Raw genomic sequence first — 24557 nt, 5'->3', positions numbered from 1 at the left:
GCTCGCACTGCTGTCTGCATCGGGCAATTCTTACGCATGGTCACCCGTTCGGCCCAACGCGACACGCTCCGCGATGTCGATGCGCCGCCGCACACCGACGCACCTCGCAGCCGAAGCACTTCGACGCACTTCACCCCGGCGCACCTCGACCCGGCGCGCCTCACACCGACGCACCTCACATCGACGCACCTCACACCGACAGCGGGACGGCTGTGCAGTGGGCGTAACCCCTCGTGATCAAGCCGTGTCACATCGGCGTAACGGGCAATTCGTACGGTCGATGGCATGACGACGACCCCCCACGCGCAGCCGACGCAACAGGTGCGGACCGTCTGCTCCTACTGCGGTGTGGGCTGCGGCATGGTGCTCGACGTCGGGATGGGCCCTGACGGCCGGCGTACGGTCCTGAAGGCGTCCGGCGACAAGGCGCACCCGGCGAACGCGGGCCGGCTGTGCACGAAGGGCGCGACCACGGCCGAGATGCTCGCCGCGCCGGGGCGGCTGACCAGCGCGCTGGTGCGGGACGACCGGGGCGACGAGCCGGTCCCGGTGCCGGTGGCCGACGCCATCGCCGACACGGCACGCCGGCTGCGCGCGGTCATCGACGAGCACGGGCCGGACGCGGTCGCCTTCTACGTGTCCGGGCAGATGAGCCTGGAGGCGCAGTACCTGGCGAACAAGCTGGCCAAGGGGTTCGTACGGACCAACCAGATCGAGTCCAACTCACGGCTGTGCATGGCGAGTGCCGGTGCCGGATACAAGCTGTCGCTGGGTGCCGACGGGCCGCCCGGGTCGTACGAGGACTTCGACCGGGCGGATGTCTTCCTGGTCATCGGGTCCAACATGGCCGACTGCCATCCGATCCTGTACCTGCGGATGATGGAGCGGGTCAAGGCGGGGGCCAAGCTGATCGTCGTCGATCCGCGGCGCACCGCGACCGCCGCGAAGGCCGACCTTTTTCTGCAGGTCAGGCCGGGAACCGACCTCGCCCTCCTGAACGGGCTGCTGCGTCTGCTGGTCGAGAACGGGCACACCGACCCCGAGTTCGTCGCCGCGCACACCGAGGGCTGGGAGGCGATGGAGGAGTTCCTCGCCGACTACGCGCCCGAAGCCGTCGCCCAGATCACCGGGCTCCGCGAGGACGACCTGCGGGAGGCGGCCCGGCTGATCGGCGAGGCGGGTGAGTGGATGAGCTGCTGGACGATGGGGCTCAACCAGTCCACGCACGGCACCTGGAACACCAACGCCCTGGTGAACCTGCATCTCGCGACCGGTGCCATCTGCCGTCCGGGCAGTGGGCCGTTCTCTCTCACCGGCCAGCCGAACGCCATGGGCGGGCGCGAGATGGGGTACATGGGGCCGGGGCTGCCGGGACAGCGGTCGGTACTCGTCGACGAGGAGCGGGCGTTCGCCGAGGACGTGTGGGAGCTGGAGCCGGGGACCCTGCGGAGGGACGGCGTCGGCAAGGGCACCGTCGAGATGTTCCAGAAGATGGCCGACGGGGAGATCAAGGCCTGCTGGATCATCTGCACCAACCCGGTCGCCTCGGTCGCCAACCGCCGTACCGTCATCGAGGGCCTGGAGGCCGCCGAGTTCGTCGTCACCCAGGACGTGTTCGGGGACACCGAGACCAACGCGTACGCCGACGTCGTCCTGCCCGGCGCGATGTGGACCGAGGCGGAGGGCGTCTTCGTCAACAGCGAGCGCGGCCTCACCCTGACCCGGGCCGTGTCCGACCCGCCCGGCGAGGCGATGGCGGACTGGCGGATCATCGCGGCCGTCGCACGGGAGATGGGGTACGAGAAGGGGTTCTCGTACGACAGTGCCGAGGACGTCTTCGAGGAGATCCGGCGCTTCTGGAATCCCGTCACGGGGTGGGACCTGCGCGGGGTGACGTACGAACGGCTGCGGTCGACGCCCGTGCAGTGGCCGGCCGCCGCGGAGGACGGGCCCGACCGCAACCCGATCCGGTACGTGTCCGGTGACGGCGGGCCGCGGTTCCCCACCGCGAGCGGGCGGGCCGTCTTTCACGCGCGACCGCATCTGCCCGCGGCCGAGATGCCGGACGACGACTATCCGTTCGTCCTGAACACCGGGCGGGTGCAGCACCAGTGGCACACGCTGACGAAGACCGGGAAGGTCGCCAAGCTCAACAAGCTGAACTCCGGGCCGTTCGTGGAGTTGCATCCCGAGGACGCGCGGGAGGCGGGGATCGTGGACGGCGACCGGGTCGAGGTCGCCTCGCGGCGCGGGCGCGCCGTGCTGCCCGCGGTGGTGACGGATCGGGTGCGGCCGGGGGCCTGTTTCGCGCCGTTCCACTGGAACGATCTGTTCGGGGAGTATCTGAGCGTCAACGCGGTGACGAGCGACGCGGTGGATCCGGTGTCCTTCCAGCCGGAGTTCAAGGTGTGCGCGGTGTCGTTGACGAGGGTCGCGGCACCGGCCGCGCCGCCCGCCGAGGTCGTCGTCCCCACCGCCGTCACCCCGGGCGCCGACCCCTTCGGGATCGCTCCGGCCCCGCCGCCCGTGCTCACGTCTCAGGAACGGCTCTATCTCACCGGCTTCCTCGCGGGCATCAGCTCCGGTGCCCCCGGTGTCCCGGTGCTCCCGCCGGACGCGCCCTTCAGCCCGGAGCACCGGCTGTGGGTGGACGGTGTCCTCGCCGGCATGTACTCACGCACGGCCGCCGAGCCCAGTACCCGGCCCGGCCGCGAGGTCGTCGTCCTGTGGGCCTCGCAGACCGGGAACGCCGAGGAGTTCGCGGGTGCCGTCGCCGACCGGCTGTCCGCCGGAGGGCACCGGGCGCGGCTCGTCGGAATGGACGAGACCGAGCCGGGCGCGCTCCCGTCAGGCGCCGACCTGCTCGTGATCACCAGCACCTTCGGCGACGGTGACGCGCCCGACAACGGCTCCGGATTCTGGGAGACGCTGGCCGGGCAGCAGGCCCCGCGTCTGGACGGCGTCCGCTATGCCGTGCTGGCCTTCGGCGACTCGTCGTACGACGACTTCTGCGGGCACGGACGCCGGCTCGACGCGCGGCTGGACGAACTGGGCGCGGTGCGACTCGCGCCGCGCATCGACTGCGAACCCGACTACGAGTCGTCGGCCGGTACCTGGCTGGACCAGGTGCTCACCGCGCTGGGCACCTCGACGGAGACGACCGGGACATCCGAGGGGTCCGGGACTGCCGGGGCTGCCGGGAGGGCCGGGACTGCCGAGGAGGCCCCGGCCGCGAAGCCCGCCCGGTCCGCCAAGCCCGCGGCCACCCCCGCCCGGCTCGTCGGCAACCGGCTGCTCAGCGGGGCGGGCGCGGGCAAGGAGGTCCGGCGGTTCACCTTCGACACCAGGGGCACCGGACTGACGTACGAGGCGGGGGACGCGCTCGGAGTGCGGCCGGTCAACTCGCGTGCCCTGGTGGAGGAGTGGCTGGCGGTGACCGGCGTGGACGGGGCAACGCCCGTATCACTGGAGGGAGTTGGCGAGCTGCCTTTCGCCGAGGCCCTGCACCGGCGGCTCGACATCACGCGGATCACTCCCGCCCTGCTGCGCTTCGTGGCCGAACGGATCCGTGACGGCCGGGAGTTGCGCAGGCTGCTGCGGCCCGACAACAAGGACGGGCTGGCGCAGTGGAGCTGGGGACGGCAGGCGGTGGACGTGCTCGCGGAGCATCCGGTGCGGGCGGACGCGCAGGACTGGGCGGACGTCCTCAAGAACCTGCAGCCACGCCTGTACTCCATATCGTCCAGCCCGCTGACCGACCCGCACCTCGTCTCGCTCACGGTGTCCGTGGTGCGCTACGAGAACCTGTACGGCCGTCCCCGCGGCGGTGTCTGCTCGCCCTTCCTCGCGGACGCCGAGGCGGACACCGAGGTGCCGGTCTTCGTGCAGCGCTCACCGCACTTCCGGCCGCCCGCCGACGCGTCGACGCCGATGGTGATGATCGGCCCGGGGACCGGGGTCGCGCCGTTCGTCGGCTTCCTCCAGGAGCGGCGCGCGCTCGGGCACCGGGCGCCCAACTGGCTGTTCTTCGGCGAACAGCACCGCGCCACCGACTTCTACTACGAGGAGGAGCTCAACGGGCTCCTCGACGAGGGCTGCCTCACCCGCCTGGACACGGCCTTCTCCCGCGACCAGCGCAACAAGGTGTACGTACAGGACCGGATGCGCGAGCACGGCCCCGAACTGTGGCGCTGGCTCCAGGACGGCGCCCACTTCTACGTCTGCGGTGACGCCTCCCGGATGGCCAAGGACGTCGACCGGGCCCTGCGGGACATCGCGGTCGCGCACGGCGGGCTGGAGGAGACCGAGGCGTCGGCGTGGGTGAAGCAACTGGCGGCGGCGAAGAGGTACGTACGGGACGTGTACTGAGGGCGTCCCGGCGGCTGTGGACATCCCCTGACGGACCCTGACGGACCCTGACGGACCCCTGACGGACGCTGACGATCCTCGCGCCGGTGATCCTTACTGCCCTCACACCGGAATCTTCACCTCCGAGCGCACCCCGCTCACCTGGGACGATTAGCGTCCGGTGTCGTGCTCCTGGCAGATACACAGCTGTCGGCACCCGGCCGGCGGACACAGTCGGCGGTGTCCGCCGCCCCGGCAGAACCTCCCGCGCAGTGGCATCGCGTGCTGACGCTGCTCGCCGACATCAGTCTCTTCATCGGGACGCGGGCGGTGTGGGCGCAGGCGGCGAGCCACCGGCTGCCCGTGGCCGCGGTCATCTCCGTGTGCTACGCCTCGATCCTGGTGTGCGGGGTGCTGGCACTGGTGGTGCGCCGGGAACGGTCGCTGGCGCGCCTTGACCTGTGCGTCCTGGTGACCGCCGTGACGCTCGTCCTGTGCACCTGGGTGATGAACCACCACGGTTCCGACGAGGCCCTCCTCACCGCCCAGGCCGCCCGGGAGCTGGCCGCCGGCCACACCGTCTACGGTCAGCCGTGGCCCTGGCTCTTCGGCCACGGCGTCGCGGTCACCCCGACCGTGACGGGCGGCTACGACTACACGTACGGCTATCCCCCGCTGGCCCCGCTGCTGACCGCGGCCGTGCTGTGGCTGGGCCCGGGCGACATCCCGGCGACGGCGGTGGCCACGGGCGCGCTGGTCGTCGGCGCGGTGGTGCTGTGGCGGCTGCTGCCGGGGCCGTCGCGGTCGGCGGCGACCATGGTGTGCCTGGGTTTCGGCATACTGCCCGCCTACGGCAGGCTCGGCTATCCGGCGATCCTGGCCCTCGCCCTGCTGGTGCCGGTGGTGGTGCGCTGGCCGCGGATCGGGCGGGGCGGGCGGCTGGGGCCGGCCGGGGTGGCGCAGGCGGCCTGTCTGGGCGCGGCCTGCGCGGCGCAGCAACTGCCGTGGTTCCTGGCGCCGTTCCTGCTGGCCGGGATCTACGCCGTGCGGCGGGGGGAGCTGGGTGCGCGGGCCGCGGCGCTGGTGGTGCTGCGGATCGTCGGGGTCGCCGTCACCGTCTGGTTGTTGATCAACACGTACTTCGTCGTGAGCGAGCCGGGTGACTGGCTCACGGGGATCGCGCTGCCGCTGACGCAGGGGGCGGTACTGCACGGGCAGGGCCTGGTGGACGTCTCGCTGTACCTGACGAACGGCAGCGACCGGCTCGACTGGTACTCCCACGCGAGCCTGCTGCTGCTCGGGGGGCTGCTGGCGGTGTTCGTGCTGGGGGTGCGTCGGCTGGGGCCCGCGGCGACCGTGCTGCCGTGGCTCGCCTTCTTCCTGGCGACCCGTTCGCAGGACGGCTACTACCTGATGATGACCCCGCTGTGGCTGGCGGCGGCGGTCACCGCTCCGGCCTCGGAGTTCGCCGGCGCGTGGCAGCCCCGGCCGCGCCTGCTGTCCGGTCCCGGCCGGCGTCCGGCGCGGATCACGGCGTCCGTCGTGATGCTGTGCCCCGCCCTGGTGAGCGCCGCGCTGGCGGTGACGGGGACGCCGCCGCTGCGGATGCGGGTGGCCGCGGTGCACCGGGCCTCGGCGACCACCCTGTCCCGGCTGACCCTCCGGGTCGCCAACACCGACGACGGCGCTCTCACGCCCCACTTCACCCTCACCGCGGGCCAGGGCATGGACCCGTACTGGACGGTCGTACGCGGTCCGGCCGTCCTGCCGGGGCATACGGCGGCGACGTACGAACTCCGGCCGCCCGCGGGGACGTACCGCCTGCCGCGGCCGGGGGCGCGGATCCGGCTGCGGGTGTTCACGGCCTCGCCGCAGACGCTGTCGAGCACCTACATCAGGCTGCCGTCCGCGTGAACTTGAGGCTGGCGGCGATCGTGGTCAGGCCGCGGATCATGCCCATCTGGTTCCAGCCCAGGCCGAACTGGGAGCGGACCACGGTGAATTCGGCGTCCAGGGTGAGCGCGTCGGCCTCCGAGGAGACCAGGCGGGCGGTCAGGGACAGCGGCCTGCTGATGCCGCGGGCGGTGAGCTGACCGACGACCTGGACCGTCCGGTCGTCGCGGAGCTCGGCGCTGCGGACCGCGAAGGTGATCGTGGGGTGGTTCTCGACGTCGAAGAAGTCGGCGGACCGCAGGTGCTTGTCGCGCTTGGCGTGCTTGGTGTCCAGGGAGGCGGCGTCGAAGGTGAGGGTGCCGACGGCCGATCCGTCGGGCCGTACCTCGCCCTGCCCGGAGACCTCGGTGAAGGTGCCCTTCACGGTGACCAGGCCCCACATGGTCTTGTGCCGCAGGGCGACGGTGGAGGCGGTGCGGTCGAGCTGCCAGGTGCCGGTTTCGACGGTGGTGGTCATGATTGCTTGCTCCTGTCGTACAAATTTGGATGACAGCAACCTACTCACTTATTCAAACTTGGACAACCGCTAGAATCGAATCCATGGCCGATCTGCCCGAATGTCCCTCCATGTCAGGCGACGGACTCCTGCCGACCGAGTTGCGGGCCTGGATGGTGCTGCTCGCCGCGACCGGAGCCGTCGAGCAGCAGGTGCGCGCGGTGGTGAAGGAGCGGCTCGACGTCTCGCACGACGAGTTCCTGGTCCTGTGCCTGCTGGCCGAAGTGCCTCAGGGCCTGCGCATGACACGGATCGCCGAACACCTGGGCCGTCCCAAGACCCGCCTCACCTACCAGATCGCCTGCCTCCAGCACGCCGGTCTCGTCACCCGCAAGTCGGTGTGCGGCGACAAGCGGGGCGTCGAGGTCGTGCTCACCGACAAGGCCCGGCGCCTGCTGACGGAGGTCTCCGAGCCGGTGTCCGAGAGAGTCGTCCAGGCCCTCGGCCGGATCATGGGCCCCACCCAGCGCGAGGCGATGCGCGCGCTGCTGCCCGATTTCGTGGAGCCGTCCGACGCCGAGTAGCCGAACTGCGGGCCGTCGGATCACCGGAGGGGGGAGTCGAACGGGGGGCGCTCGGACGGCGCCGGATCGGGTGCCGTGTGGTCGGGGCCGCCGTGGGGTACCCGGTCGCCCCGTGCCCCGGCACGGGCGCCGCTGCTGCGCCGACAGCGAAGGAGGGCTCCCATGGGCGCGCTGGATCTGCCCGACCCCGTCACCGGGCGACCGGCCGCACCGCCGGTCGACGCGGGTGCGCTGGAGGCCTCGCTGCGAGAACGGGTGGACGGCGAGGTCCGCTTCGACGCCGGCAGCCGGGCCGCCTACGCGACGGACGCCTCCAACTTCCGGCAGACCCCGATCGGCGTGGTCGTCCCGCACACCCCCGAGGCCGCCGCCGAGGCGGTGGCCGTGGCCCGCGAGCACGGCGCGCCCGTGCTGTCCCGGGGCGGCGGCACCAGCCTCGCCGGGCAGTGCACCAACGCCGGCGTGGTGATCGACTGGTCCAAGTACTGCGACCGGCTGGAGTCGGTGGACACCGACGCCCGCACCTGTGTCGTACAGCCCGGTATCGTGCTGGACGCGCTGAACCGGCAGCTCGCGCCGACCGGGCTGCGCTACGGACCGGAGCCCGCCACCCACGCCAACTGCACCATCGGCGGCATGATCGGCAACAACTCCTGCGGGGCCACCGCGCAGGCCCACGGCAAGGTCGTCGACAACATCGCCCGCCTGGAGGTGCTGCTCTACGACGGCACCCGCTTCTGGTGCGGCGAGACCAGCGACGAGGAGTACGCCGAGATCGAGCGGCAGGGCGACCTCAAGGCGACCGTCTACCGGCAATTGCGCGCCCTGCGCGACACCTACGCCGACGAGATCCGCCACCGCTTCCCGGACATCCCGCGCCGGGTGTCCGGCTACAACCTCGACTCCCTGCTGCCGGAGCACCGCTTCGACGTGGCCGGACTGCTCGTCGGCAGTGAGTCCACGCTCGTCACCGTCCTGCGGGCGGAGCTGGAACTGGTGCCCGTGGTGAAGGAACGCACGCTGGTGGTGCTGGGGTTCCCCGACATCGACACGGCCGCCGACGCGGTGCCCGCGGTCCTGCCGTACGAGCCGATCGCGCTGGAGGGCGTCGACGCCAGGCTGGTCCGGGACGAACAGATCAAGCATCTCAACCCGAAGGCTCTCGGCGAACTCCCCGAAGGCAACGCCTACTTGATGGTGCAGTTCGGCGCGAACACCCTCGAGGAGGCGGACGAGCGCGCACACCGGATGCTGGACGCGCTGCACGAGTCGGAGCACGACGCCGAGGTCGCCTTCCTGGACGACCCGCGGCGCGAGGACGAGCTGTGGCAGGTCCGCGAGGCCGGCCTCGGCGCCACCGCGCACATCCCCGGCCGGCCCGACACCTTCGAGGGCTGGGAGGACTCCGCGGTCCCGCCCGACCGGCTCGGCGACTACCTGCGCCGACTGCGCGGCCTGTACGAGGAGTTCGGCTACCTCAGCGACACCGGGCCCAGCCTCTACGGCCACTTCGGCCAGGGCTGCGTGCACACCCGGATCCCCTTCGACCTGTACTCCGCCGACGGGGTGGCCGCCTACCGGCGGTTCATGGAAAGCGCGGCCGACCTGGTCGCCGAGTTCGGCGGGTCGTTCTCCGGTGAGCACGGGGACGGACAGAGCCGGGGCGAGCTGCTGCCGCGGATGTTCGGGGAGCGGCTGGTGGAGGCGTTCGGGCGGCTCAAGGCCGTCTTCGACCCGCTGGACCGGATGAACCCGGGCAAGGTCGTGGCGCCGTACCGCCTCGACGAGAACCTGCGACTGGGCGCCGACTGGGCGCCGTACGACCCCCGCGATCTGCACTTCCGCTTCCCGGACGACGGCGGGTCCTTCGCCCAGGCCGCCAACCGGTGCGTGGGCGTGGGGAAATGCCGCCAGCACACCAACCAGGGCGGCGCGGTGATGTGTCCGTCGTACCAGGTGACCATGGAGGAGGAGCACTCCACCCGCGGGCGGGCCCGGCTGCTGTTCGAGATGCTCGACGGACACGGGGACAGCGCCATCCGGGACGGCTGGCGGTCGGAGGCGGTGCGGGACGCGCTCGACCTGTGCCTGGCGTGCAAGGGCTGCAAGAAGGACTGCCCGGCCGACGTCGACATGGCCACGTACAAGGCGGAGTTCCTCTCCCACCACTACGAGGGCCGCCCGTGGCGCAGGCCCCGCGCCCACCTGTCCATGGGCTGGCTGCCCGCCCTCGCCCAGGCGGTCGGCCGCGCCCGGCTCGGCCCGGTCGTCAACACGCTCACGCACACACCGCCGCTGTCGAAGGCGGCCGTGGCGCTGGCGGGGGTGGAGGACCGGGAGGTGCCGCTGTTCGCCGGTCGGACGCTGCAGCAGTGGTTCGCGCGGCGGCACGAGCGGTACGGCGACGGGGCGGGCACCGGGTCCGGTGACGCAGGCCGGGGATCCGTCCGGGGCACCGTCATGTTGTGGCCGGACACCTTCACCAACCACTTCCATCCGCACGTCGGGCAGGCGGCCGTACGGCTGTTGGAGGACGCGGGCTGGCGGGTGGTCCTGCCCGACGAGCCGCTGTGCTGCGGGCTGACGTGGATCTCGACGGGCCAACTACAGGTCGCCGAGAGGGTGTTGGCCCGGACGGTACGTCATCTCGCCGGTCACGTACGGGCGGGCGGTCTGGTGGTCGGCCTCGAGCCCAGCTGCACGGCCGTGTTCCGGTCGGACGCGGCCGAGTTGTTCCCCGGCGACCATGACGTACGCAGGCTCCGCGACCAGACGGTGACCCTCGCCGAGCTGCTCACCGAGCACTCCCCCGGCTACGAACCCCCGCACGTGCCGGACCGCTCCGCGCGCGCGGTGGCGCAGGTGCACTGCCACCAGCACGCGGTGCTGGACTGGTCGGCGGACGAACAGCTGCTGCACCGCGCCGGGGTCGATGTGGAGCGACTGGAGTCCGGCTGCTGCGGACTCGCCGGCAACTTCGGCTTCGAGCGGGGACACCTGGACGTCAGCCGGGCGAGCGCGGAACGGGTACTGCTGCCCCGGCTGCGTCAGGAGGCGCCGGAGACGGTGGTCCTGGCGGACGGGTTCAGCTGCCGCACCCAGATCCACGAGTTCGACAGCGGCGGCCACGAGGCGGTGCACGTGGCCGAACTGCTGGCCTCGGCGCTGCCCTCCGAACCCCACGCCGATACCCCGGGCAGCGCGTACGGCGTCGCCCCCGGCGCCCGCCCCACCCCGCCGGGCCGCCCGGCCAAGGCCCTCGCCCTGGCGGGAACGGGGCTCGCGGGGCTCGCTGGGCTGGCGGCGCTCGGCGCTGCGGCGGGGGTGGTGGTGCGGGCGCGGTCGCGGAGCTGACGGTGGGGGGCGGTCGTGAGGCCGACCCGGGGGCGGTGGTGAGGCCGACGGCGGCGGCGAGCGGGGGGTGGCCGGTTCAGGCCGCGAGGGCCGGGGGTTCCTCCGAGGCGGCCAGGAGGTCCATCAGGGCCGAGCGTGCCCGGGCCACCCGGGAGCGGACCGTACCGATCGGACAGTCGCTCAGTGCCGCCGCCTCCGCGTACGGCAGGCCGTGCAGTTGGGTGAGGACGAAGGCCTCCCGGCGCTTCTCGGGCAGGGTGGCCAGCAGGTCGAGGAGAGCGACACCGTCGTCGAAGCCGGGCAGCCCCCGGGGTTGGGCCCGCTCCACCGCCGACTGCCAGTCCGGCGCGTCGCAGTGCCGGGGCTGGGCGGCGGCGTACCGGTAGCCGTCGGCCACCGCGCGGCGGGCTATCGCGAGGAGCCAGACGCGGGCCGAGGAACGGCCCTCGAACAGGTGCAGGCTGCCGAGCGCCCGTACGAACGTGTCCTGTGCCAGGTCGTCCACGGCCTGCGGATCGGCGCCGAGATGCGCGATGTAGCGCAGGACGTCACGGTGCAGGGCGCGGACGAAGTGCTCGACGGCGGCCGGGTCACCGGTACGGGCGGCCAGCGCCCAGGCGGTCGCCGACGCGTCGGACGAGTTCGCGGTGTCGTCGTCGTACGGAGGTGCGGTCGCGGCAGAAGTGATCACCAGGTGTCCTTCGCGGTCATCCGGGGTCCGGGCCGCCCTGACGCACTCAGGCGCGGCGGTCCGGTAGGTAGGGGGATCAGCCGTACGGCGCCTGTGGGGGCGTGGGTACGGCCGAGACCCGAGGCGCGCGCAAGGGCTGCCTCGGGACACGGGCTGTCGTCAGACGACGGCCGTCCCCGCGGGAGGACCGCGAGAGGTGATCGCGTGGACGAGAAGGAGAAGCCGCGGCGCCCGGTCCGAACGGGGGCGCCGGCCCGAAGGACGCGGGCGGTCGGGGGTGACGGGCAGGGCGAGGAGCAGACGCAGCGGGGTGGCCAGCCGGCCGGCCACCGCCCGCAGGATGCGGAACGCGGCGCGCTCTCCGCACGCCAGCCACAGGCCGCACAGCAGCGCGGCGAGCAGGTGGGCGGCGAGCATGCCGAAGGACGACGAGCCGCCGCCCGTCGAGTCCCCCATGCCCTGCATGTGGTTCATGGGGCCGGCGCCCATGTGGCCCGGTCCCATGGAGCTCATGGGCGGGGCAGCCTCGGTCACTGACTGCGTGAGGGAGAACGAGAAGTGCAGGGCCGTCTGCGCGGCGACCACGACGGACACGATCAGCGGGAGTCCGCGTTCACGTCCGGCCAGACTCCAGCCGGCCACGCCGGTCGCGGCGAATCCGGCGGCCAGGACTCCGGCGGGTACCTGGCAGCCGGACATCAGGACGTGGCCCAGGGCGGCGAGCAGCACACAGACGGCCGCGAACACCGCGGCCCGCACTGTGCGAGAACACCACCCAGCCGTCATGGAGCCTCATCCTCGCATCCGCCGGCGCCCGGCGAAACGGGCGGCCGGTTCGGACGGTTCTACGCCGACCGCTCCCGCCCGCGCCGCACGGCGAACGCCGCTGCCACCAGGCCCAGGACGCCGACGACCAGCCCGGCGATCCCGAGACCCCGGGCGGTCGAGTCGCTCACCGAAGCCGAAGCCGAAGCCGAAGTGGCCGTGGAGGCGGTCGAGTTGGCGGAGTCAGCCGAGTTGGCCGACTTGGCCGTCAGCTTGACCACCGGCGCCGGGTTCTCCGGCTCGGCATCGCCCCGCCCAGCCGTCTCGATCCAGCGGACGACCTTCTTGTCGGAGTACGTCTGCAGAGCCTTGAAGGTCAACGCGTCGGTGTCGTCCGGGAGTTGACCGAAGGCCACGTCGAAGTCCTCGTACTGGCCGGGGCTGATCCTCCCGCCGGTCCAGGTGATCTCGGAGACGGCGTCGGTGATGGTGCCGTCGTCCGTCTTGACCGGTGTCTTCAGCTTGGTGTTCGTCACCTTGGCGGTCCAGCCGTCGCGCGGGGAGACCAGGACGCCGAGGAGGGGGTGGTCGGTGGGCAGGAAGAGCCGCACCTCAGTGGTGGACGCGGAGTCGTCCTCGTCGGGAACGCGGAAGGACAGGACACCGTCGGTGGCGCCCTTGGCGTAGGTCTCGGGGTGGACGGTGACGTGCGCCGAGGCGACGCCCGCGGCGGTCATGACGCCGACGGCGGCGAGGGCGGTGACAAGACCGGCGCGGCGCAGCGCGGCGCGGACGCCGGGCCGGGAGAAGGGCGGGGCTGAGGACTTGGCGGAAGTCATGGCGGAGGACTCGGCGGAGGACATGGCTGGGTGGATCTCCGTACTGAAGAAAGGCAGAGGAAAGGGTTCGGGATCAGACGGCGTACGCAGTCATGGCCGGCGGACCGCGCCGCTGCACCGCGTGGCGCAGCAGGGTCGGGCGGAGGGTGCGCGGGCCGGCGGCGGCCGGGCGCGCGCGACGGGGGACGGCCGGCATGTACCGCGCTGCCCGCCGTACCCGCCACCAGGCGGCGAGGCCGGGCACCAGCGTGGCGGCCCGGCGCAGCAGCGAGAACAGCGCGGCCTCGCCGCGCCGCAGCCACCAGGTCAGCAGGACGGCGGCCGACACGTGGGCGGCGGTCGCGTGCGGGGTGAGGGCGTGCGCGGCCATGTGGTGCGAGGCGATGGCGTGCGCGCGCATGGTGTGTGAGGCCATAGCGTGCGCGCCCATGGTGTGCGAGACCGTGGTGTGGGAGTGAACCACGTGCGGGCCGCGCACACCGTGCACGGCTGCGCCGGCACGCGTGCCGCGCCTCGCCGGGGCGCCCTGGCCGGGAACCGCCGTCGCGGCCCGGGGCCGGACGATGCCGAAAGCCAGGTGCAGCGCGCCCTGCGCGACGAGCGTGGCACCGCCGATGGCGAGGAGAGACCACTCCCGCCCGCCGAGCAGCCAGGCGCCCGCGAAGACCGGGACGAAGCCCGCCGCCTGGACCCACACGGGCGGCGCCATACCGGTGGCCAGCGCGTGTCCCCCGGCGGCCAGCAGAACGCACAGCACCGCGAACACCGTCGCGCGCAGTCCACGTACCGCAGGGGAGGCCTTCATGCCGCCTGATCCTGCCACGCCGCGACCTCGCGGTCGGGTGGGAACGGTGAGAACTCCGAGAAGGGCGGGAACGGTCCCTTTCAGTCCCCTTCGACGCCAGTGGCCTCATGGGCCGCCCCGACCGGCTTCGACTCCGGGGAGCCGCGTTGCCGCAGGTAGATCGACAGCACCGCCATCGAGGCGACGGCCAGGAGCTCGGACTGCCAGTTCTGCAGGGTGCGGTCCCAGAAGTCGGCGGCGCCCAGGTACCGGGCCCAGCTCATCGGGGCCTGAAGCTGCCGCAGTCGCTGTCCGTTGTAGGCGGCCACACCGGTGATCGACTGCACCAGCCACGACAGCACGAAGATCGTCCCCATGACCAGCAGCAGGGAGTGCGAGTACACCGCGCTCCGCCATCCCCCGGCCGCGGCCCACTTCGGCGAGCGCTTCCCGGCGTACGGCCCGACCCGCTGGTCCTTGTCGGACTCGGTGCCGGACCTGCTCGGCATCTTGGACTCGGGGGAACCGCGCTGCACCAGCCAGACGGTCACGCCGACGTAGAGGAAGAACTGGAGGTACTCCGACTGCCAGTTCTCGGCCACGTCGACGGCGAAGTCGGACGTGGTCACGTACTCGGCGAGACCGACCGGCTGGAGCTGGTCGGTGACGAGCTGGTTGTTGAAGTCGGCGTGTCCGGCGATCGCCTGTCCGACGAGGGTGAGCAGGAACGCGACGGTGAAGAACAGCCCGAGGCCGTTGTCATGTACGAAGCCCCGCAGGCCACCGTGTCCGGAGGCCGTGCTCGGGGAGGAGCCGTCGGTCAACGCCGCATCAGTCCCACGGCGGTCAGATACGCGAGGCCGACGGCGATGAGCAGGACGATCACGGTGAACATCACTCTCATGACTCACCCACCCTTGATCATGCACCGGTACGGCTGCTGCGGCCGCTCGCTGCATCCGGCGGCCACGACCTTCCAGCCGGCGGGAAAACGGGAGAGGAACAGTGTGTCCCGCGCGAGCACCGCCCGCGCCTGATGGCCGTAGACGTCCACCAGCCGCACGGCACCGCCGCGGGTCAGCGACTCCTCGCCGAGCGCCTTCGGGCAGGGGCTGCCGGCCGACTGTTCCACCTCGTCCGCCGTTCCCGGCGCGAGGGCCGCGCACATGCGGTCGTACGCGCGGTCGCCGAGCGCCTGCTCGAAGGCGGTCGCCGCGTCCCGTACCTCGTCGCGCCGCTCGGACACCGTGTCGCATGCGCCGAGGGTGACAGCGAGGAGGACGGCGAGGGCCGTGCCGTACGTTCGTCCGGCCATCCGCCCACCTCCTCACCTCCTGATCGACTCACCGGCGACCGTCACCCGACCGGCCACCGGCAGTAGACAGCAGCGCGCGGCCCGCGGACGGCTTCCACGCCCGCGTTTCCCCCGCCCGGCCGCACCCGCCCGGTCGCACCCGCCGAGGCTGCGGACCTCGGAGGTGACATCCAGGGATGACCCAAGAATTGGAACCAATCCATTTCTTGAACCGTTCGTGTTTATGAGGGTAGGTTGGCCTCATGACTTCACCCCGGAGACCCATCACCGCTGATGAGCTGCGCGGTGCAGGCCTGCGGGTGACGGCCGCCCGCGTCGCGCTGCTCGAGACCGTCCGGGGCGGCGACCACCTCGGGGTCGAGGCGATCGCCTCCGGAGTGCGCGACCGTGTGGGCCACATCTCCCTGCAAGCCGTGTACGAGGCCCTCCACGCCCTCACCGCGGCAGGTCTCATACGCCGCATCGAACCGGCCGGCAGCCCGGCCCGGTTCGAGGGCCGCGTAGGGGACAACCACCACCACGTCGTGTGCCGGTCCTGCGGAGTCGTCGCCGACGTCGACTGCGAGGTCGGCGAGGCTCCCTGTCTGAGCGCGTCCGTGGACCACGGTTTCACCATCGACGAGGCCGAGGTCACTTACTGGGGCCTGTGCCCCTCCTGTTCCACCGCCCGTAGTTCCTGAGCACCGAGATCCAGTTTGTTCGGAAGGAATCCCTCATGACCGAGAACCACGACGCGATCGTCACCGATCCGAAGCCGGAAGGGACGGGCGGCTGCCCGGTCGCGCACGACCGCGCGCTGCACCCGACCCAGGGCGGCGGAAACCGCCAGTGGTGGCCGGAGCGGCTCAACCTGAAGATCCTTGCGAAGAACCCGGCCGTGGCCAACCCCCTCGACGAGGACTTCGACTACGCCGAGGCGTTCAAGGCCCTCGACCTGGCGGCCGTGAAGCGGGACATCGCCGAGGTGCTCACCACCTCGCAGGACTGGTGGCCCGCCGACTTCGGCAACTACGGTCCGCTGATGATCCGGATGGCCTGGCACAGCGCCGGCACCTACCGGATCAGCGACGGCCGCGGCGGTGCCGGCGCCGGCCAGCAGCGCTTCGCCCCGTTGAACAGCTGGCCGGACAACGCCAACCTCGACAAGGCCCGCCGTCTGCTGTGGCCGGTGAAGAAGAAGTACGGCCAGAGCATCTCCTGGGCCGACCTGCTGATCCTCACCGGCAACGTGGCCCTGGAGACGATGGGCTTCGAGACCTTCGGCTTCGGCGGCGGCCGCGCGGATGTCTGGGAGGCCGAGGAGGACGTCTACTGGGGCCCCGAGACCACCTGGCTCGACGACCAGCGCTACACCGGCGACCGCGAGTTGGAGAACCCGCTCGGCGCCGTCCAGATGGGCCTGATCTACGTCAACCCGGAGGGCCCCAACGGCAACCCGGACCCGATCGCCTCGGCCCGTGACATCCGTGAGACGTTCCGCCGGATGGCGATGAACGACGAGGAGACGGTCGCCCTGATCGCGGGCGGTCACACCTTCGGCAAGACGCACGGCGCGGGCCCCGCGGACCACGTCGGCGACGACCCCGAGGCCGCCTCCCTCGAGGACCAGGGCCTCGGCTGGAAGAGCACCTACGGCACCGGCAAGGGCGGCGACGCCATCACGTCCGGTCTGGAGGTCACCTGGACCAGCACGCCGACCCAGTGGAGCAACGGGTTCTTCAAGAACCTCTTCGAGTACGAGTGGGAGCTGACCGAGAGCCCGGCCGGCGCCAAGCAGTGGGTCGCCAAGGACGCCGAGGCGATCATCCCCGACGCGCACGACTCGTCGAAGAAGAAGCTCCCGACGATGCTCACCACCGACCTGGCGCTGCGCTTCGACCCGGTCTACGAGCAGATCTCGCGCCGGTTCTACGAGAACCCGGACCAGTTCGCGGACGCCTTCGCCCGCGCCTGGTACAAGCTGACCCACCGTGACATGGGCCCGAAGTCGCTGTACCTCGGCCCGGAGGTCCCGGAGGAGACCCTGCTGTGGCAGGACCCGCTGCCCGAGGCCGAGGGCGAGGTCATCGACGCCGAGGACATCGCGAGCCTCAAGACCAAGCTCCTCGAGTCGGGGCTGTCCGTCTCGCAGCTGGTGTCCACCGCGTGGGCGTCGGCCTCGTCCTTCCGCGTCAGCGACAAGCGCGGCGGCGCCAACGGTGCCCGTATCCGCCTGGAGCCGCAGCGCGGCTGGGAGGCCAACGACCCCGACCAGCTGGCCACCGTGCTGCGCACCCTCGAAGGGATCCAGCAGGAGTTCAACTCCGGTGCCAAGAAGGTCTCGCTGGCCGACCTGATCGTCCTCGGTGGCGCCGCCGCCGTGGAGAAGGCCGCCAAGGAGGCCGGCTTCGCCGTCCAGGTCCCCTTCACGCCGGGCCGTGTCGACGCCACGCAGGAGCAGACGGACGTCGAGTCGTTCGCCGCGCTCGAGCCGACCGCCGACGGGTTCCGCAACTACCAGGGCAAGGGCAACCGCCTGCCGGCCGAGTACCTGCTGCTCGACAAGGCGAACCTGCTGGACCTGAGCGCCCCCGAGATGACGGTCCTCGTCGGTGGCCTGCGCGTCCTCGGCGCCAACCACCAGCAGTCGCAGCTCGGCGTCCTCACCTCGACGCCCGGGTCGCTGACCAACGACTTCTTCGTCAACCTGCTCGACATGGGTACGACGTGGAAGTCGACGTCGGAGGACCAGACCACGTTCGAGGGCCGCGACGCCGCGACGGGCGAGCTCAAGTGGGCCGGTACCCGCGCCGACCTCGTCTTCGGCTCGAACTCCGAGCTGCGCGCGCTCGCCGAGGTCTACGCGAGCGACGACGCGAAGGAGAAGTTCGTGAAGGACTTCGTCTCCGCCTGGGACAAGGTCATGAACCTGGACCGGTTCGACCTGATCTGATCACCGAGCCACGCAGCCCCCTGGTTACGTGGTCAGTGGTCGCGTAGTCAGCGGTCACCTGGCCAGTGGTCAGTCAGTGGTCACGCGGTACGACGTCCGGGCCGGTCCTCGTGGACCGGCCCGGACGTCGTCGTCGGCACCGTGCTCGTGCCTTCCGTCACGGCGCCAGTGCCACCCGCTGCCAGACACTTCGCACCCGGCCCGGAACGTGCTGATTCGGCCAACCCCGGCCGACAACCGTTACTTGTCCAGGAAGTCGAGGAGGGCCTTGTTGACCTCCTCGGGATGGGTCCAGGCGATGTTGTGCGGTCCGCCCTCGACCGTCACGAAGGTCAGGTCCTTGATGAGCTCCGGCAGCCGCTTCGCGGTGTTCTCGTACGGAAGGATCCGGTCCGCGTCGCCGTGCACGAGAAGCGTCGGCACGTCGATGTTCGGCAGGTCCGCACGGAAGTCCGTCAGCCAGCTGTCGACACACGCGTACGCCGCCCACGCCGACGCCGCCACCGCCACGTTGAAGCTGTTCTGCCACGCCTGGTCGCTGATCCGCGTCCCCGCGTACGTGTCGACGTTGTAGAAGTTGTCCAGGAAGTCCTTGAAGTACGCCGGCCGGTCCGCGAGCACCGCCTTCTTGATCCCGTCGAACACCGACGCGTCCACACCCTCCGGGTTGTCGTCGGTCTTCAGCAGGAACGGCGGGATGGCCCCCATCAGCACCGCCTTGCTCACCCGCTGGGAACCGTACGTCCCCAGATACCGCGTGACCTCGCCCGTGCCCATCGAGAAACCGACCAGCACCACGTCGCGCACGTCGAGGTGGTCCAGCAGCGCCTTCAGGTCCGCCGCGAACGTGTCGTAGTCGTAGCCCACCGTCGGCTGACTCGACCGGCCGAACCCGCGGCGGTCGTACGTGATGACCCGGTAGCCCGCTTCCAGCAACACCCGCTCCTGCTTCTCCCACGAGTGGCCGTTCAGCGGGTAGCCGTGGATCAGCACGACAGGACGACCGCTGCCGTGGTCCTCGTAGTAGATCTCGATGGAGCTGCTGTTCTCCTGGCCCACGGTGACGAACGACATGCCACACCACCCCTTTCCTGAGGTACGCGCCCACTCGGCCCTTCCGGCCTGTGATTCAGCCTCGCACCGGGTCCGGCGGCCTGCATCACATGGGCGTGCGAGGTCGTCCGAAGACACTCGCCGGCGGACACGTCGGGAGGAACGACGCGGGACCGACTCCCCCCGACGTGCACGTGTGCGTCCGCCGCGGGCCGTCTCAAGCGTCGCGCCCGGAGGGCGCCGTCAGCATCCGGGCGTGCGCTGCCCGGAGCCGGTCGTAGGCGTCCACGTCGGTCCACAGGTCACGCGGACCAGGGCGGCCCGCGCACCAGGCCCAGATGCCGGCCGCGACACATGCGACCAGCGGGATGAGCAACCACATCAGTGCGGCCATGCTTGCTCTCCTTTCCGATCGGGCAGATGAATCGGGCAGATGAATCCGGCATGTGAAACGGGCAGGTGATCAGCCGGACCCAACACCTCCTGAGCCCGGATGACCGCCTTCGTTCATCGATATACCTCGCCCGCTCAGACTTGACAAGAAGGCGCTCAAGTTTTATCCCTTTCAGTAGGCAAGGCGGACCGAATCCGCAGCTCGCGGCGGGTGAGGAGGTGGCCCGGAGTGCAGCGTCGACACGGTGCGACGGCGGCGGACCTGTACGCGCTGCTGGGGGTGAAGCCCTCGGCTACGGCCGAGGTGATCACCTCGGCCTTCCGTGCCCGGGTGCGGGAACTGCGTCCGGACACCCGCGTCGACACGGTCACCGCGGAGCGGTTCGGGCGGCTGCGGGCCGCGTACGACACCCTCCGCGACCCCGGGCTGCGCGCCGCCTACGACCGCGAGCGCGCGGCGCCTCCCCCGGCTCCGGTCCGGCCGGTGCGCCGCGTCACGGAGGTCCGGGTGGCCGGCAGGGTGCCGCCGCCCGAACCGCCGCTGCGGGCGGGACCGGTCCGGTGGGAGCGGTCCAGGTAGTTGCCAGCAGTGCCCGGATGCTCAGCAGTTCCCAGAACTCAGCCGGTGATTCCCCCTGGTTCCGGTGGTTCCCGGCACCCGTGAGGAGGGAGAACCAGATGGCTCGCTCAGTCGGTATCGACCTCGGCACGACGAACTCGGTGGTCTCGGTCCTCGAGGGCGGCGAGCCCGGCGTCATCACGAACACGGAGGGCGCGAGGACCACCCCGTCGGTCGTGGCCTTCGCCAAGAACGGTGAAGTGCTCGTCGGCGAGGTCGCGAAACGGCAGGCCGTGACGAACGTCGAGCGCACCGCCCGGTCCGTGAAGCGCCACATCGGGGACCACGGCTGGCGGTTCCCGGAGAGCGGAAGCATCGACGGCAAGCGGTACACCGCACAGGAGATCTCCGCGCGCGTGCTGCAGAAGCTGAAGCGGGACGCGGAGGCGTACCTGGGCGAGGACGTCACCGACGCGGTGATCACCGTACCGGCGTACTTCGACGACACCCAGCGGCAGGCGACCAAGGAGGCCGGCGAGATCGCGGGGCTGAACGTCCTCAGGATCATCAACGAGCCGACGGCCGCGGCGCTGGCGTACGGGCTGGACAAGGAGAACGACCAGACGGTGCTGGTCTTCGACCTCGGCGGCGGCACCTTCGACGTGTCCCTGCTGGAGATGGGCGAAGGCGTCATCGAGGTGAAGGCCACCAACGGCGACACGCACCTCGGCGGCGACGACTGGGACCAGCGGATCGTCGACCACCTGGTCACGCAGTTCAAGAACGGTTACGGAGTGGACCTCGGCAAGGACAAGATGGCCGTTCAGCGGCTGCGGGAGGCCGCGGAGAAGGCGAAGACCGAGCTGTCCAGCTCCTCCGAGACGACCATCAACCTGCCCTACGTCACGGCGTCCGCCGAGGGTCCGCTGCACCTGGACGAGAAGCTGACCCGCGCCCAGTTCCAGCAGCTGACCGCGGATCTGCTGGAGCGCTGCAAGGGGCCGTTCCACCGGGCGGTCGAGGACGCCGGGATCGAGGTGTCGGACATCGACCACGTGGTCCTGGTGGGCGGCTCGACACGCATGCCGGCCGTGACCGAACTGGTGAAGGAGCTGACCGGCAAGGACCCGCACAAGGGCGTCAACCCGGACGAGGTCGTGGCCGTCGGCGCGGCCCTGCAGGCCGGTGTCCTCAAGGGCGAGGTCAAGGACGTGCTGCTGCTCGACGTGACCCCGCTGTCCCTCGGTATCGAGACCAAGGGCGGCATCATGACCAAGCTGATCGAGCGCAACACCACGATCCCGGCGAAGCGTTCGGAGATCTTCACCACCGCCGAGGACAACCAGCCCTCCGTGACCATCCAGGTCTACCAGGGGGAACGCGAGATCGCGGCGTACAACAAGAAGCTCGGCATGTTCGAGCTGACCGGCATCGCGCCCGCGCCTCGGGGGGTTCCGCAGATCGAGGTGTCCTTCGACATCGACGCCAACGGGATCATGCACGTGACCGCGAAGGACCTCGGCACGGGCAAGGAACAGAAGATGACCGTCACCGGCGGCTCGGCCCTGCCGAAGGACGACATCGACCGCATGGTCCGCGAGGCAGAGCAGCACGCCGAGGAGGACCGCAGGCGGCGCGAGGCGGCGGAGGCCCGCAACCAGGCCGAACAGCTCGTCCACCAGACCGAGAAGATCATCGAGGACAACCAGGACAGGATCCCCGCTCAGGCGAGGAACGAGACGGAGACGGCGCTGGCCGATCTTAAGACGCGGCTGAAGGACGAGAACGCGGACACGGCGTCGCTCCGGCAGGCCACGGACCGTGCGGCGCAGGCGGCCCAGAAGATCGGCACGGCACTGTACGAACAGTCGCGCACCGAGACCGCGGGCACCTCCCAGGCGTCCGGGCCCTCCGGCGGCTCGGACGGGTCGGACGGGTCCGGTGAAGAGGTCGTGGACGCCGAGATCGTCGACGACGACAAGCCGGAGGCGGGCTGACATGGAAAAGGGCCGACCGCACACGGAGGACACCGAGTTGCAGAGCCTGCTGGAGGAGCGCACGGCGGATCTCCAGCGGGTGAAGGCCGAGTACGACAACTACCGCAAGCGGGTACGGCGGGACCGGCTGGCCGTACGCGAGATCGCGGTGGCCAACGTACTTTCCGCACTGCTGCCGGTACTGGACGCCGTCGACCGCGCGTACGAGCACGAGCCCATGACGCCGGGTCTCAAGGACATCATCGGCACCCTGGAGACCCAGCTCGCCGGGCTCGGGATGCAGGCGTTCGGCCAGGAGGGAGAGGTCTTCGACCCCACCCGGCACGAAGCCCTGACCCACCACCCCGACACCACGGCCCGTCACCTGACCTGCACCAAGGTGCTGCGCACCGGATACCGGCTCGGTGACCGAATGCTGCGTCCGGCCCACGTGGAAGTCACCGGCCCGCCTGCCTCCGACGGGCAGCCGGGGGAACCGACCCGGCCCGAAGACGATCAGGAGCCGGCCTGAAACACGCGGGCCAGGAGAGCGGCGCCGGGACCGCGCGGCGGGGCGAGCGCACGCGGCAGGCCACCCGTCGGTACGCGGCACGCCGTGGGCAGCCGGCCCCCTGACCGACGCGAGCGGCCCGCCGTCAGTCCGGGTCGGTGGCGTTGCCCAGGGAAGCCGTGGTGATCGTCATGGGGGTGCCCGTGACGGCGATGAGGTACATGTGCTGCGCCGGACTGGTGGGCAGGGCACGACGGCCGCCCTGTGGCCGTACGACGTACACGGCCGTGCTGTGCGGGGCGACGGTGGTGGGCCCCGCGGTGATGGTCCACCAGTTGGAGGCGCTGTGGCCGACGCGGCTGGCGAAGTGCGGGGTGAGGGCGGTGTCGGTGGTGTTGACCGCGCGTACCGTGACGGAGGTGATCACGGGGCGGGCTCGGCCGGTGACGTGGGCGGTGAGGGTCATGTCGAGCGGAGGCGGACTGGCGGCGGCGATGCCGGCGCACAGCAGGGCCGGTGTGAGGAGCGCCGCGACGACGGCGGTCCTGGTGAGGCGGCCGGTGAGGCGGGGAATGCGGGGTTCCCACGCGGAGGCGAAGGATGAGGCGGGGACCGTCGCGGCGGCGGCCAGCCACAGCGGGGTCATCATCAGGTAGTAGCCGTCCTGGGAACGCGTCGCGAGGAAGAACGCCAGCCAGGGCAGCACGGTCAGGGCCGGTCCCAGGCGGCGGACGAAGAGCAGGGTGGCGGTGAGCAGGCCCGCGAGAAGGAGCAAGCTCGCGTACGAGTAGTAGTCGAGGCGGCTGCTGCCGTCGGTGAAGTAGTAGGAGATGCCCATGAGGCCCTGGCCGTGCAGGATCGCCTTCTGAGTGAGAGGCAGCAGCAGCCCCTCCCACCAGGTGGAGAAGCTCTGGGCGGCGAAGTAGGCGTTGATGGCTGCCCACGTCAGGGCCGCGATGCCGGTGAAGCGGGCGAGTAAGGCGGTCGCCGGCCGGGCCCCGAGTTCGCCGCGCCGCACGGCGTACAGGCCGATCAGCAGGAAGGGCAGCAGGAACCAGGCCAGTTGCTGGGCGGCGCAGGCGGCGCCCAGGCACACCGCTCGCAGCACCCCGTTGCGCCCGAGACGCCCGTCCGCGCCGGTGGCGGGCCAGCGGACCACCACCGGGACGAGGAGGGCCAGGGCCACGATGGCGGGGTAGCCGGAGCGGGCGTAGGTCGGGAGAAACCCGAAGCCGAGGCACACGGCGGTGGCCGCCGACCGCCAGGGCACCGGGAGCAGCAGCCACAGCGCCACCGAGCCGGCGATCAGCGCGCCGGTGGTGACCACGGTGGCGGCCGCCGTCGAGTGCAGTACGGCGTGGACCGGCGCGGCGAGCAGAGCGGTCAGCGGAGGATAGCCGTACGTCAGGTCCGCTCCGCCGGACATCGTCTTGGTCAGGCCGGACTTCGGAGTGCCGAAGAGCCAGGGCCAGGGCTGTCCGTACACCGGGCGGCCGTGCAGGATCTCGCTGGCGGCCTGCGCGGTGAGCACACCCTCGTCGGTGCCGGCGTGGTCCAGCCAGTAACCGCAGACCACCAGGGCCACCGCGAGGACGAGGACCGCGGCGTCCACCCGGACCAGCGCCCGCCTGCTGCGCACGGACAGTGCGAGCACCCCGCACACGAGGATTCCCGCGTAGCAGACGGAGATGACCCCGGCGACGGGCGGGTGGATGAGCATCGCCTTGGTCCAGGTCGCGCGGGTGCCGATGAACAGGCTGATCGTGGCGATCAGCGTCATGCCCCGGTGCCACTGCTGCGGGGTGTCACCGCTGTCGGTCGTCCGCTGCCGGGTGATCGCGGACGGAGGCGCGTCGCGCTGCCGCACTCTGGTGTCGACAGTTTGGGTGCTCATGTCCACCTTCTCCACTCTGGTTACTACAACATGGAGAGCGGAGATGTGCGCGCTGGGTTCATCAGGGGAAGGCAAAAGCGTCACAAGAAGGTGGTCCGGTGTTCAGGATCCCGCCACTGCCGTCCGCTAAGGGGCGCCCGGGTGGCTGTCACCCGGGCGCCCCGTACCTGA

The 24557-nt window shown here is 71.2% G+C and carries 19 protein-coding genes; 9 read left to right on the top strand and 10 right to left on the bottom strand.

All coding sequences use genetic code 11. The annotated features are described in order from the left end of the window. Positions 1–285 precede the first annotated feature (285 nt). Both ACIBK3_RS10815 and ACIBK3_RS10810 read left to right on the top strand, forming a co-directional pair. Positions 286–4368 carry a molybdopterin-dependent oxidoreductase gene (locus ACIBK3_RS10815; RefSeq protein WP_399364107.1) on the top strand — a complete coding sequence of 1361 codons (4083 nt, stop codon included), beginning with the start codon at positions 286–288 and terminating at the stop codon, positions 4366–4368. Positions 4369–4587: 219 nt separating this feature from the next. Next, the gene (locus ACIBK3_RS10810) at positions 4588–6261 is read left to right on the top strand and encodes a hypothetical protein (protein WP_399365528.1); all 1674 of its coding nucleotides are present in this window, start codon (positions 4588–4590) and stop codon (positions 6259–6261) included. On the opposite strand, the gene ACIBK3_RS10805 is transcribed toward ACIBK3_RS10810, so the two are convergent. Beyond that, entirely contained in the window at positions 6242–6757 is a 516-nt protein-coding gene (locus ACIBK3_RS10805; RefSeq protein WP_399364105.1) for a YceI family protein, read from the bottom strand. The two genes, ACIBK3_RS10810 and ACIBK3_RS10805, sit on opposite strands and share 20 nt — an antisense overlap. Positions 6758–6867: 110 nt before the next feature. On the opposite strand from ACIBK3_RS10805, the gene ACIBK3_RS10800 reads away from it, so the two are divergent. Both ACIBK3_RS10800 and ACIBK3_RS10795 read left to right on the top strand, forming a co-directional pair. Continuing rightward, positions 6868–7320 (top strand): MarR family winged helix-turn-helix transcriptional regulator, encoded by a 453-nt coding sequence (locus ACIBK3_RS10800; protein WP_399364103.1) that lies wholly within the window; start codon positions 6868–6870, stop codon positions 7318–7320. A 162-nt stretch (positions 7321–7482) separates the two neighbouring features. Beyond that, entirely contained in the window at positions 7483–10674 is a 3192-nt protein-coding gene (locus tag ACIBK3_RS10795) for an FAD-binding and (Fe-S)-binding domain-containing protein (RefSeq protein WP_399364101.1), read from the top strand. Positions 10675–10750: 76 nt separating this feature from the next. Here ACIBK3_RS10795 and ACIBK3_RS10790 read toward each other — a convergent pair whose 3' ends face one another. The 6 genes from ACIBK3_RS10790 to ACIBK3_RS10765 form a co-directional block, all read right to left on the bottom strand. Beyond that, positions 10751–11365 (bottom strand): sigma-70 family RNA polymerase sigma factor, encoded by a 615-nt coding sequence (locus ACIBK3_RS10790; RefSeq protein ID WP_399364099.1) that lies wholly within the window; start codon positions 11363–11365, stop codon positions 10751–10753. 159 nt (positions 11366–11524) lie between these two features. Beyond that, positions 11525–12151: a hypothetical protein gene (locus ACIBK3_RS10785; protein ID WP_399364097.1), complete on the bottom strand. Its 627-nt coding sequence runs from the start codon at positions 12149–12151 to the stop codon at positions 11525–11527. A 59-nt stretch (positions 12152–12210) separates the two neighbouring features. Continuing rightward, complete coding sequence (locus ACIBK3_RS10780; RefSeq protein WP_399365526.1) at positions 12211–12969, bottom strand: YcnI family protein; 759 nt, start codon at positions 12967–12969, stop codon at positions 12211–12213. A gap of 73 nt (positions 12970–13042) precedes the next feature. After that, complete coding sequence (locus tag ACIBK3_RS10775; RefSeq protein WP_399364095.1) at positions 13043–13774, bottom strand: hypothetical protein; 732 nt, start codon at positions 13772–13774, stop codon at positions 13043–13045. Between the two features lie 80 nt (positions 13775–13854). Next, positions 13855–14577, bottom strand: coding sequence for a DUF6766 family protein (locus ACIBK3_RS10770; RefSeq protein WP_399364093.1), 723 nt, complete (start codon positions 14575–14577; stop codon positions 13855–13857). An 83-nt stretch (positions 14578–14660) separates the two neighbouring features. After that, positions 14661–15068, bottom strand: a complete 408-nt coding sequence (locus tag ACIBK3_RS10765; protein WP_399364091.1) for a hypothetical protein — start codon at positions 15066–15068, stop codon at positions 14661–14663. A gap of 242 nt (positions 15069–15310) precedes the next feature. On the opposite strand from ACIBK3_RS10765, the gene ACIBK3_RS10760 reads away from it, so the two are divergent. Next, complete coding sequence (locus tag ACIBK3_RS10760) at positions 15311–15748, top strand: Fur family transcriptional regulator (protein ID WP_399364089.1); 438 nt, start codon at positions 15311–15313, stop codon at positions 15746–15748. Between the two features lie 35 nt (positions 15749–15783). Further along, entirely contained in the window at positions 15784–18000 is a 2217-nt protein-coding gene (katG, locus tag ACIBK3_RS10755) for a catalase/peroxidase HPI (protein ID WP_399364087.1), read from the top strand. A 240-nt stretch (positions 18001–18240) separates the two neighbouring features. On the opposite strand, the gene ACIBK3_RS10750 is transcribed toward katG, so the two are convergent. Beyond that, positions 18241–19074 carry an alpha/beta fold hydrolase gene (locus tag ACIBK3_RS10750; protein WP_399364085.1) on the bottom strand — a complete coding sequence of 278 codons (834 nt, stop codon included), beginning with the start codon at positions 19072–19074 and terminating at the stop codon, positions 18241–18243. Between the two features lie 196 nt (positions 19075–19270). Continuing rightward, the gene (locus ACIBK3_RS10745; protein WP_399364083.1) at positions 19271–19447 is read right to left on the bottom strand and encodes a hypothetical protein; all 177 of its coding nucleotides are present in this window, start codon (positions 19445–19447) and stop codon (positions 19271–19273) included. A 228-nt stretch (positions 19448–19675) separates the two neighbouring features. Here ACIBK3_RS10745 and ACIBK3_RS10740 point away from each other — a divergent pair, with 228 nt between their 5' ends. The 3 genes from ACIBK3_RS10740 to grpE all read left to right on the top strand — a co-directional run bounded on the left by ACIBK3_RS10740 (position 19676) and on the right by grpE (position 22513). After that, complete coding sequence (locus tag ACIBK3_RS10740; protein WP_399364081.1) at positions 19676–20026, top strand: J domain-containing protein; 351 nt, start codon at positions 19676–19678, stop codon at positions 20024–20026. 98 nt (positions 20027–20124) lie between these two features. Next, positions 20125–22002 carry a molecular chaperone DnaK gene (gene dnaK / locus ACIBK3_RS10735; protein ID WP_399364079.1) on the top strand — a complete coding sequence of 626 codons (1878 nt, stop codon included), beginning with the start codon at positions 20125–20127 and terminating at the stop codon, positions 22000–22002. 1 nt (position 22003) lies between these two features. Then, a complete protein-coding gene (gene grpE / locus ACIBK3_RS10730) occupies positions 22004–22513 on the top strand; it encodes a nucleotide exchange factor GrpE (protein ID WP_399364077.1) in 510 nt (169 codons plus the stop codon). Positions 22514–22637: 124 nt separating this feature from the next. Here the strand turns inward: grpE and ACIBK3_RS10725 are convergent, their stop codons facing one another. Beyond that, positions 22638–24386: a hypothetical protein gene (locus ACIBK3_RS10725; protein ID WP_399364074.1), complete on the bottom strand. Its 1749-nt coding sequence runs from the start codon at positions 24384–24386 to the stop codon at positions 22638–22640. Positions 24387–24557 lie beyond the last annotated feature (171 nt).

The organism is Streptomyces sp. NPDC050287 (assembly GCF_044459385.1).
Classification (GTDB): Bacteria; Actinomycetota; Actinomycetes; order Streptomycetales; family Streptomycetaceae; genus Streptomyces.
Note: the sequence above shows the minus strand (reverse complement) of the source record. Positions and strands in the feature narration are given on the sequence as shown.